Origin of the sequence: Janthinobacterium kochi (assembly GCF_051380715.1) — a bacterium.
Taxonomy (GTDB): domain Bacteria; phylum Pseudomonadota; class Gammaproteobacteria; order Burkholderiales; family Burkholderiaceae_D; genus Janthinobacterium.
In genome coordinates this window covers 16,546-26,785 of the sequence record NZ_JBNYXO010000024.1, presented here as the reverse complement: position 1 = coordinate 26,785, position 10,240 = coordinate 16,546, and the positions used below count along the sequence as shown (strand labels likewise).

General features: G+C 56.9%; 12 protein-coding genes and 1 tRNA gene. 2 read left to right on the top strand and 11 right to left on the bottom strand.

The features are described from left to right. Positions 1 to 15 precede the first annotated feature (15 nt). From wbaP to ACQ4WL_RS27120, 4 genes are all read right to left on the bottom strand, one after another. Complete coding sequence (gene wbaP / locus ACQ4WL_RS27135) at positions 16 to 1,479, bottom strand: undecaprenyl-phosphate galactose phosphotransferase WbaP (protein ID WP_436512761.1); 1,464 nt, start codon at positions 1,477 to 1,479, stop codon at positions 16 to 18. Between the two features lie 77 nt (positions 1,480 to 1,556). Beyond that, positions 1,557 to 2,975 (bottom strand): mannose-1-phosphate guanylyltransferase/mannose-6-phosphate isomerase, encoded by a 1,419-nt coding sequence (locus tag ACQ4WL_RS27130; RefSeq protein WP_436512759.1) that lies wholly within the window; start codon positions 2,973 to 2,975, stop codon positions 1,557 to 1,559. Positions 2,976 to 3,205: 230 nt separating this feature from the next. Next, positions 3,206 to 3,580 carry a diacylglycerol kinase gene (locus ACQ4WL_RS27125; protein WP_436512757.1) on the bottom strand — a complete coding sequence of 125 codons (375 nt, stop codon included), beginning with the start codon at positions 3,578 to 3,580 and terminating at the stop codon, positions 3,206 to 3,208. A 302-nt stretch (positions 3,581 to 3,882) separates the two neighbouring features. Continuing rightward, complete coding sequence (locus tag ACQ4WL_RS27120; protein WP_436512756.1) at positions 3,883 to 4,242, bottom strand: hypothetical protein; 360 nt, start codon at positions 4,240 to 4,242, stop codon at positions 3,883 to 3,885. A gap of 199 nt (positions 4,243 to 4,441) precedes the next feature. Between ACQ4WL_RS27120 and ACQ4WL_RS27115 the strand changes: the two genes are divergently transcribed. Both ACQ4WL_RS27115 and ACQ4WL_RS27110 read left to right on the top strand, forming a co-directional pair. Then, a tRNA-Gly gene (locus tag ACQ4WL_RS27115) sits at positions 4,442 to 4,515 on the top strand. 270 nt (positions 4,516 to 4,785) lie between these two features. Further along, positions 4,786 to 5,709, top strand: a complete 924-nt coding sequence (locus ACQ4WL_RS27110) for a hypothetical protein (protein WP_436512754.1) — start codon at positions 4,786 to 4,788, stop codon at positions 5,707 to 5,709. Positions 5,710 to 5,810: 101 nt separating this feature from the next. Here the strand turns inward: ACQ4WL_RS27110 and ACQ4WL_RS27105 are convergent, their stop codons facing one another. The 7 genes from ACQ4WL_RS27105 to ACQ4WL_RS27075 are packed head-to-tail and all read right to left on the bottom strand — an operon-like array spanning position 5,811 to position 10,229. Beyond that, entirely contained in the window at positions 5,811 to 6,800 is a 990-nt protein-coding gene (locus ACQ4WL_RS27105) for a tyrosine-type recombinase/integrase (protein ID WP_436512752.1), read from the bottom strand. Between the two features lie 19 nt (positions 6,801 to 6,819). Next, entirely contained in the window at positions 6,820 to 7,044 is a 225-nt protein-coding gene (locus tag ACQ4WL_RS27100) for a DUF4224 domain-containing protein (protein WP_436512751.1), read from the bottom strand. A gap of 10 nt (positions 7,045 to 7,054) precedes the next feature. After that, positions 7,055 to 7,669, bottom strand: coding sequence for a hypothetical protein (locus tag ACQ4WL_RS27095; protein ID WP_436512749.1), 615 nt, complete (start codon positions 7,667 to 7,669; stop codon positions 7,055 to 7,057). Then, positions 7,666 to 7,905 (bottom strand): hypothetical protein, encoded by a 240-nt coding sequence (locus tag ACQ4WL_RS27090; RefSeq protein WP_436512748.1) that lies wholly within the window; start codon positions 7,903 to 7,905, stop codon positions 7,666 to 7,668. Before ACQ4WL_RS27090 ends, ACQ4WL_RS27095 begins: the two co-directional genes overlap by 4 nt. Continuing rightward, positions 7,899 to 8,051, bottom strand: coding sequence for a hypothetical protein (locus ACQ4WL_RS27085; protein WP_162995787.1), 153 nt, complete (start codon positions 8,049 to 8,051; stop codon positions 7,899 to 7,901). The genes ACQ4WL_RS27090 and ACQ4WL_RS27085 overlap by 7 nt, the downstream gene beginning before the upstream one ends. Beyond that, positions 8,048 to 9,886, bottom strand: coding sequence for a replication endonuclease (locus tag ACQ4WL_RS27080; protein ID WP_436512746.1), 1,839 nt, complete (start codon positions 9,884 to 9,886; stop codon positions 8,048 to 8,050). The genes ACQ4WL_RS27085 and ACQ4WL_RS27080 overlap by 4 nt, the downstream gene beginning before the upstream one ends. Beyond that, positions 9,876 to 10,229: a hypothetical protein gene (locus tag ACQ4WL_RS27075; protein ID WP_035820917.1), complete on the bottom strand. Its 354-nt coding sequence runs from the start codon at positions 10,227 to 10,229 to the stop codon at positions 9,876 to 9,878. Before ACQ4WL_RS27075 ends, ACQ4WL_RS27080 begins: the two co-directional genes overlap by 11 nt. Between the last annotated feature and the right edge of the window lie 11 nt (positions 10,230 to 10,240).

Here is a 10,240-nt window from a genome sequence, read left to right as displayed (position 1 = left end):
AATGAAGTATAACAATTAATACGCGCCATCTTTCTTGAAGATGACTTTGACCGTTTTTAGCAAAATGACGATGTCATTGAACAGAGACCAATTCTTGACATACCAGGCGTCGAGATAGACGCGCGTATCGTAGCTGACATCGTTCCTGCCGCTGACTTGCCACAGGCCAGTGATCCCAGGTTTCGCCTCAAGATAATAGTCGATCTGGTTGCCATAGCGCTCCAGTTCGGCATCGACAACGGGACGCGGCCCGACCAGGCTCATTTCGCCTTTCAGCACGTTCCATAGTTGCGGCAATTCATCGAGGCTGGTCCGGCGCAGGAAATGACCGATCGAGGTGATGCGCGGGTCGTTCTTCAGTTTGAAATCGCGGTCCCATTCAGCGCGGGCGAGCGGGTCGCGTTCCAGTAACTCTTTCAACAGCACATCGGCATTCACGGCCATGGTGCGGAATTTGTAGCAGAGAAAATGCTTGCCATTCTGGCCCACGCGTTTGTGGCCGTAGAAGATGGGACGGCCCGATGCCAATACCTTGGCGGCGATCCACAGCAAGATGGGCGCACCGACGATCAGCACGCAGAACGAGGCCGTCAGATCAAAGCAGCGCTTAATCAGTTGCAAGCCTGGCCGCGCCAGGTTGTTGCGCATGGTCAGCAGCAAGACTTCATGCGTAAAGAAATGGTTGACCTCCATGCCGTACAGAGGCAGGCCACGTACCGCCGGTACCACTTGCATATTGGCAACGCAACGGCTGACTTGCTGGATCATGCCTTGATAAGCGTCAATGCCTCCCTGCTCCAGGGCGACAACCGCATGCGGGTCGCCCAGCAGCTTGAACGTTTGTTCCGGGTTATCGCCCAGCGGGATGCAGGGCACCGCTTGTTTTCTGCGGTTCACATAATGCTGTTCCAGGTGCTCCTGGCCCTCAGGGATCAGGAAAGCAATCAGGCGATAGCCCATCAACGCTTCCTCATCGAAGGCACGTGCTGTTTGCAAGGCATTGTCGCCCCATCCGATGATGACCATGGGGCGTATCCAGCCGCCCGCTTTCATCAACAGGTACTTGACGATGCCGCGCAGCAGCAAGACAAAGCATGGCACCAGCAGCCAGGTGGCCAATAGTGCCTCGCGCGAGGAGTCGCGCTTGTCGAGGAAGACGAGGGCCGCGTCGATCAAGCCCATGACCATGGCGACCTTCAGGAGCTCCTTGATTTCATTCGAATATGGACGACGTTTCGCATGATGGCCCTTCAGCTTGAAGATCGCCAGAGTGACCAGGGATAGCAGGCTATAGCTGAGCAGGCGCGAACTATCCAACCCGAAGCCGTTCAAGTCGCCGCCATCGAGCGTCCATTTCCCAGCGAGCCAGAATGCCATGAACATGGCAAGTGCATCGGCAAAGGTGAGAAAATATTTTTCTGACCTCCGGCTGCAATACCATTTCACTTCTTGTACAAAGATACCTTCGATTGGTTTCATGATGACTGGCTAAACCTTATAAACTTCAGTGTGAATTCTTGCGATGCCACATGCATGGCGATTGTGTATTTGTTCGATCAGGCGCGGCCGTAGCGGTCTTCAAAGCGGACGATATCGTCTTCCCCAAGATAGCTACCTGATTGAATTTCAATCAATTCCAGCGGTAGCTTGCCTGGGTTGGCCAGAGAATGGACGACGCCGAGGGGGATATAGGTGGACTGGTTTTCGGTCAGCAAATACTCTCTGTCGCCATTGGTGATCTGGGCCGTGCCGGATACCACGATCCAGTGCTCGGCGCGGTGGTGATGCATTTGCAACGATAGCTTGGCGCCAGGCTTGACTGTGATCCGTTTGACCTGGAAGCGCTCGCCGTTGCCGATGGAATCGTACGATCCCCACGGTCGGAAGACTTCGCGGTGCATGGTGGCTTCAGCACGGTTCTTGGTAATCAACTGCGCCACCACGGTCTTGGTATGTTGCGCCTGATCCGCATCCATGACCAGCACGGCATCGGCGGTTTCCACGATAACGGTATTGCGCATGCCGATGGCGGTGACGAGGCGGCCGCTGCTGTGTACCAGACAATCGTTGCAATCCTGGATCAGTACATCGCCCTGGGTGCTATTCTGGCTGGCATCTTTTTCTGCCACGTCGAGTACGGCTTTCCAGGAGCCGATATCATTCCAGCCCGCATCGAGGGCGATGGTAGAGGCATGGCTGGTGCGTTCCATGACGGCGTAGTCGACGGCGATATCGGGACTGGCGGCATAAGCGTCCTTGTCCAGGCGAATGAAGTCGAGATCGCTCTTTGCATCCGCAAGGGCGGCGCGGCATGCTGCCAGGACGGCCGGCTGGAAACGTTCGAGTTCTTCCAGGTAGCGGCTGGCGCGGAACAGGAACATGCCGCTGTTCCAGAAATAGTCACCGCTGGCGATATATTGTTCTGCAAGCGCCAGGGCCGGCTTTTCCACGAATTCAAGTACGCGCTGGACCGGCCCGGTTGCGGCGCCTTCGGCGCGAATATAGCCGTACCCAGTTTCTGGTCCCGTTGGCGTGATGCCGAACGTCAGCAAATGACCCGCCTCTGCAGCAGAACGCGCCAGCGCGATGGCACGATGGAAAACCGGGGTATCCAGAATGACGTGGTCCGATGGCAGCACCAGCAGGAGCGGATCTTCGCCATTCTCCATCGCATGCAGGGCGGCTGAGGCGATCGCTGGCGCCGTATTGCGGCGCATGGGTTCAAGCAGCATGCGACTATGTTCCAGGCCGATCTCACGCACTTGCTCCGCGACAATAAAACGCGAGGATTCGTTGCATACCAGCAGTGCCGGCGACACCGTGTCGATGCCCGCCAGGCGCTGCAAGGTTTGTTGCAGCATGCTGCCCTGAGTCGACAAGCGCAGAAACTGCTTTGGGAACGCCTCGCGCGAAAGCGGCCATAAACGTGTGCCGGAACCACCACAAAGAATTACTGGTAGGAGGGGAATAGTCATTTATGCATCAATTTAGATTTGATATTGTATAGAGCTGAATAATTGGTCATTCGGCATGCATTAAAAGTTGTCCGGCTTGCCGCGCTCGTATACGGCGGCATACGCACTGGAAAAGATCAATATTGCCAATAGGGGCAATGCTTTAATAAATTGCAGGAATCTTTGTATTTTCTCCCGACTCTATGGAATCTGAGAGGCAGGTACTTTGGCGCGTCCCGTATTGTAGTTTGCTAGCCCTGTATTCCTACTTGGCACGCAACGTTTTCAAGCAAAAAAGCAACAAACACGCAGATGGCTGTCAAACTGAGGAGCAACACTGCTCCTGCTGCGCAGTCCTTGGCAATCTTGATGCTCGGATGTAGGGATGGGTGGAGGTGATCGATCAGGTGCTCCAGCGCGGTATTGAACAATTCCGCAGCGAGAACCATGCCGCAATTGAGCAATAGCAAAGCCCACCATATCAGGGGAGGTCGGGACCAGCAGAGTACGATGATCACCATCAGGGCGGCCAGACACTGTAGGCGGAAGCTCGATTCCATGCGGAACGCAGCGTTTATGCCTTGCAGGGCAAATCCCATGCGCTTGAAGACGGATTGGTTCTTCATGGCAACTGAAGCAATGGCAAGGGATATTTTATTGACATGAAGGCGGATTTCTCAATGAATAGATGAGGATCGCAGGCATGGCCATACGATATGACATCATTCGTCCACAGCAGAAAGACTGGTGCCAATCTTTTTGATGTTTGATAAAAAGTAAAAAAAGCCCATTTTCAAATGAAAAGGGCTTTTGTTGCAAGGCTTGGCATATTTGAGTATGTCAACCATTGCGGTACCAGGCCTTCACCTTTCGGCTCGACATCAAGCTGCAGGATGGACCTACCTGTCGCTGCCTAGGCAGCGAGGTATTAATGGTGGGTTGGGGTCGTGTGCGCGGTGGTCGAATCCGAGCTTGCTGCACCGGCCACAACGGCAACTGCTGCGCCGATGGCGATCAGTGCGCTCGTGCTCAGGCCGGCAACGGTGCCGCCAACAGCAGCGCCAGTAGCACCAGCAGCTGGTGCCGCTGCTGCTGGAACAGGTGCGCCACCAACTGGTGCCGTCGTTTGAGCCATGGCTTGTGCGGAAGCGAAGCACAGGATTGCCGAAGCGATCAGAATTTTCTTCATGGGATATCCTTTTAGGTTGAACAGCGGGAATGCTAAACTGTCACACGATTGTAGCAACATTTCTTTGGCCAGTCTGCGCTGCACGGTCCATGTCGACAATAATTTATTCTATTTTAGCTGCATACCAGACCATTCACCGTGTCTCGCTGCCAGAGATGTTGTTCTGTATCAACAAAGACAGCACCGTGCAGATACGGAAGTCTATGTTTTTGTCAAATATCGCGAGAATTCCTGATGAGTTCGAAAGCGATCCACAAGTTTGCCAAGTCCTTGCCATCGCGCGTAAAATGCAGGCTTCGCGGGTGTAGCTCAATGGTAGAGCAGAAGCTTCCCAAGCTTACGACGAGGGTTCGATTCCCTTCACCCGCTCCAGTCAGAAATGGCGAAAAACCTGTTTTCGCCGCTCCACAAAGCCAATCCGCTCCTCAAAATTGTGTTAAATGCACAAAGTTTCTTTGATCTTCCTGCCGGCTCCGGATGAATTTCAACTTTCCCCCAACGTTCGCGTCACACCAGATGGCAAGTTTTGCTTGGCTGTGACAATGAGTGACTATTTCCATTTGGCAATTTGCTATGATCTAGGGCTGACATGGCTCAGAACTGCTCGCTCGCAATCTTAGTTGTGCCCCTTAAGGAGGATTCGTGGTTGAAAAAATAGGTCCAATTAAAAATCCGCTTACGATTATTGCTATTTTCGCGGCTATTGCCGAGATAAGTGGAACTATCGTACTGCCGTTTATTGCAGCGGCCAATCAGTCGATTTACGTATGGTTCCTGATTGTATTTCCTATCCTTTTAATCATTCTTTTTTTCTTAACTTTAAACTTCAATCACAAGGTTCTTTACGCACCGTCTGATTATCAGAACGAAGACAATTTTCTACGTTCCCTACCAAAAGCGTCGTTGGTTGAGAAAGTTCTAAAGATAGAAGCGGAAATCGCTGAGGATGAAGTAACTGTACAGAATTTAGCAGCTGCTGAATTGGCCTCACCTGGATCAGCAGTGCTCAACACGTCTGCATCTGTCCCAGCCCCAGCTCCAGCCCCAGCCCCAGCTCCAGCCCCAGCCCCAGCTCCAGCTCCAGCTACGATCCAGAACAATGTACCAACTACTTACCATGAATTTTTGCGTCGAAGCCCCCAAGCTAGCTACATTGTCGCAGAGGAATTAATTTTCCAAAAACTGAGCCAAGAGTATTCATCCGAAATTCAAAGGGAAGTGATAATTAAGGGAACTGGCCGACGCTACATTTTTGATGGTATTGTTCGAGAAAGAGGGGTTACGACTGTTATAGAGGTCAAGGTCTTGCGTCAAAGTATGATGGCTTTAGTGCAGTTGAGAGCAACCCTTTCTCGTATTAAAGAAGGCATACTACTTCTCCCAAGTGAGCAGACCGAAAGATTTCGAGTTTTGCTCGCAATAGCAATTTATGAGGGAGTAATAAATCGAGAGAAGGCGCTTGCCCAAATCGATCGTCTGAAGTCTGAATTTGACTTCCCCATACAAGTACGGTTCTTCAACCTCACGGAACTTGAGGGTGAAGCAGGATTTGTGATTGAAGATTAATAGTTGATCTACAAGTGTTCGGTCTACTTTATGTCGCGTCCGCAATTGGGAAACATACTCCCCTTGCGGCGCCACACATCACAAGAACCTTCATCTGAAATTTACTTCGTTGGAGCCACAATCTTGCCTCGTCGTAAGTAGTGCCGTTGGGTCGTTTTCACGCTGTCGTGCCCCAAAAGATCGCTGGCCGCCTGGTCACCTCGGTCATCAGAAGTATCATCGGCCGCCTTCGCGCGCAGGTCGTAGAACCAAAATTCCATGATTTCCTGCGCCAACTCTGGCGTATGTTCAGCCGCTCGTTTCTTTGCCGCGTCGAACTGTGTACGTAGTGCCGGTGCGGTCAGACGTTTGCCATGCATATTGGTCAGCAACGCGCCTGTCACGACCTTGTGCGTCGCCTTACGCATCTGGATGCGTTCCATCAGTTTGGCCAGCTCGCCTGTAATCGTAATGCGCAGCGGCTGCTTGGTCTTTTGCTGCGTGATGATCAAGTAGCCGTCGACGATGTCACGCTCTGTCATACGTAACGCGTCAGCAGGACGTTGGCCGGTCAGGTACGCCAAGTCCATCGCATCGATTAGCGGCGCACTTGCGTGCTTGCGTACCGCGGCAAATACCTCGTCAGTGATGTAGACGGTTCGTTTTGCCAAAGAATGGCCCTGAATTCCCTCGCATGGGTTTGGCAGGTCTGTATAGCCCCAGCCCCTGGCGTGGTTCCACATGGTGGAAAACACCCGCTTGCAGCGGTTCGCCGTAGTCGGTTTGTCTGCATGGTCATCAAGAAACTGACGAATGTGCATCGGCTTGATCTGGTCCAGTGGCGCCTCGTGAAAGGCGGCCAGCAGATGCTTGATGTCTGAGCGATACATGCGGGCCGAGCTGACTGCCAGCTTCGGCACGGCCTCAACTAGATAGCGCTTTTGCACATCGGAGAATGTCGCGCCGGCGGTTGGTTCTACCACGATGTTCAGTTCGGCATATTTCCTAAGTGCCAGGATGAAGTCGGGCCCAAGCGGAATTTCTTTGCGCGGTTTATCCTTCGTGTACATGTAGTAATACACCCGGCCGCTGCGTTGGGTGCGAGGGTGCATGCACGGCGGCATGTTCAAATTACGTGTGTTTCGTCGGCCCATTTTTATTGATCCTTGGCATTACCCATGTTTTTTCCCGTGGCGCTTCCTTGCGCCCCTCTACTGCAGCAACCGCGACAATCGGCCGCCCGATGGCGTTGACCCAGAAGGGGAGGCCCATCTTCCGCAGTGCCTCAATTTGCTTCGTTTTCATCTTGCGGCCGGTCAGGGCGCAGATTTCATCCATGGACAGGAACGTGCTCATGCGGATTTCCTCATGCTTGCACCGCGCAGCGTTGAGCCAGGGCCACCAGCCAATGCGCCAGTTCGGACGGCGTGTGCTCGCGCTCTGCCTTGCCGCATTCCGGGCGCCAGCCCGGATCGCCTTTCCGGCGCCGCTCGCCGGCGCGGTTGCGGCCGGATGGGGCGATCACATGCGACGCTTCGCCCAGGACGATGGGCATGGCCGGTATTTGAGCTGGCGGACAGCCGACGATGTACAGCAAGGTGGCCTTTTCCGCGCGGTGGCCAAAGGAGCTTTGGAAAATTGGGAGCGTCCAGCCGCCAAATTTGTCCCGCTCGCCGATCGCTGGCAAGCCGCAGTGTGGCCAGAGGGTGGAGCGCTTTGGGTGCTCGAGCACGCCGCCGAACTTGCGCACCTGGGCGACGGCCCACACCGCGAGTTCCTTTTCGTCCGGGCGCGGCTTGGCAAGGTGGCGCAGCGTACCCCAGGAGCGGCACGGCGGATGGGCTACCACTGGCACGCCACCCGGCCAGGCGCGGGCGTCGCGTTCCGCATCCCAGGCATCGACCGCCGGCATGGTCTTGTAGATGGAATTGGCGCGCACGAACAAGGCCGCCACGGCAGGTAATGAGCGTTCCGCTGTCATGCTGGGCACCCGATAGGCGCGGTTGCCTTCTTGACCGCCTCGATGGCGCCCAGCGGCACGGCGCGGAACATGCCCGCCCACTGGTGGTCCAGCTCCACCCAGGCATGCAGCTCGCCATTGCCCACGTCGCGGCGCAGGTCGTTGACGGTGCCGGCCTGGTAGCCCTCGTCGGTATCGAATGTCACGCGGTCACCCAGGGCGATTTGCCGCGGCGAATTGGTCAGGGTGTTCAGCATTGCGGTGCTCCTTTCAGTTTGGCGGTAACGCCGCACACGCCGAAGTGGTCGAGGGCGGCCTGGATCGCGTCGCCGCTGGAAGCGGCAATCGCGGCATATTCAAAGCGTTCGGTTTGCGTGCGAACGATCACGGCATAGGTGCTCATGTGCCATTTCCTTCATGGGGTGGGTTGTCGGGGACAATCAGCCGGGGATACGGGCAGGCGTTGACGGCCGCCCAGGCTGCAATCAGCGCTCTTTTTGCCTCGTCGGGCAGATCGTGCACGGGCGCCGCTGGCGGCGTGGCCGGGGCAGGGCGGTCGGGGTGCGTACAGTTATTTACACGAGTCCGAGGAACGGCAACCCCAACAGCCACCCCGCGCCCGCCTGTGGCCTGTACCGGCGTCCACGTATGGCGCACGGACTTGAAGACCACGCCAATCAGGTCGCTGCAGCGCACGCCGTAGGGCGTGGTGCGCAGCGTTTCGCCGTAGCGGCCGATGACGGTTTTTTCGTCCTTGGCCAGGGTGACGATGAGTTCCTTGCGCGGCACCAGGGCGCCGCCCTGGGCGCGCAGGTATTCGGCCCAGCAGGCGCGCTTTTCGCCGTCGATCTTTTGCACGGCGTTCCAGGCGCGTCGCATGGCGGGCGGGGCTTCGTTGAGCATGCTTTTCTCGATGCGGCGCAGTTCGCGCCACACGGTAACGGGCGCGCCGCCCCATTGCTGGAATTGACGGATGCCCCAGCACGCCGCCCAGGACTCGACGCGCGCCGACGGTGTCAGCTCGACATCGCCTTCGGTATCGGCCGTGACGACATAGCCTTCCTTCGTCTTGTGCTCGGCCACGCCGTCGATGTTCTTGGCCACGTACTTGGCGATGTAGCCGGCGGCGCTGCCCTTGGCCCAGTCGATGCGCTTCACGTCTAGGCGGCGCGCAAAGGCGCCCGGTTCACCACGGTCCACGCGCCACGCGTAGCGCTTCATGATGCGTATGGCGCGGCCGGCCACGTCCTGTAGGTGGACCGTCTTGTATTTCGCGGTCGGGCGCACGAACAGCAGCAGATGCCAGTGCGGGCAGCCATCGTGATGGGGTTCGGCGATGCGAAAGCCATACAGGCCGATGCCCCTGCGCGCCAGTGCGGAACGGCACAGCGATGTCATTTTTCCCAGGTAGGCATTCGCTTCGCGCGGCGTGGAACCGTCAAACTTGTCGTTTGGCTTGCCACTGTGCTGCATGGCGTGAAAGCGCGATGGGCACGTCCAGGTGATGAAAATGCCCTGGTCGCCGCACTCGCGGGCGATCTGCTCAAAACCGTTGATGCGCAACATCAGTTCGCCGCGCCGGATGGCTTTATTTGCAGTCGTTTTCTCGGCCAGCTCGGCGATGCTGAATTGCTGGCCGTTCTCGTTTTGCACCAGGGTGGCGGCCAGCGCTGCGGCGTTGCGGCGGTTCTGCGCCAGGCGCGACAGCACGGCGTCATTGCTGGCGTAGGGTTCGCCGCGATAGTTCACGTAACCCAGGCGGATATTGCCGGCTTCAAAAGCGCGCTTGACCCGCTTGCGCAGTTGACGGCGCCACCAGCGGGCGTCCACCAGGCGGGCGATGATGTCGGCTTGATCGTCGAATTCAGGCAGCTCGATGCCATACGAGGCGCATTCGTCTTCCATGATCTGCAGGGCGTGCGTGTCCGACACGGCCATCCACAGCATTTTGGTCACGCCGGCCGCCGCGCGCTCGGCGGTGGCCACGATGTCAGCGTCGCTTTGCGACAGGTCGACGCCGGCCGGCACGTACAGGTCGGCGAACTCGCGTACAAAGCCGGTGGCGACGGACTCATATACTTTGTACCAGGACGACCACGCCATCTTGGCCAGGGCGGCCGTAATGACGCGGTTGCGCCATTTATATGGAATGCGGGCCAGCTCGGGCGCGAACTGGGCGGATCGCAAAAAGGCTTCGTGGCGCTGCGGGGCAGGCAGCAGGATTTGTTTAGATTGCATTCAACAGTCTTTCGTACACACGGATAGCGGCAGAGGTGGCGGCGCGCAGCTCGATGCGCTCTTCCTCGGTAAATGAGTGGATGGGCGATTCCCAGCGGTCGGCGTCCAGGCCGGCGGCGATCAACACGGAACGGCGCGCGCCACGCGGCGACAATCCCCAGGCTTGGGCCATGAAGGGCGCCAGGTTGCGCGGCTTGATGCTGCGTAGCTGGGCCTTGGCTTCGGCGATGGCGGCCAGCGCATGCCCGGCGCCTGGTGGCGTGGGCATGTCCTTGTCGCGCGCGGCCAGAATCTCGGCGGCAGGCTGGAAGGACAGGTGATTGTCGATAAGGGACGCCGGCATGGTTCAGTCCT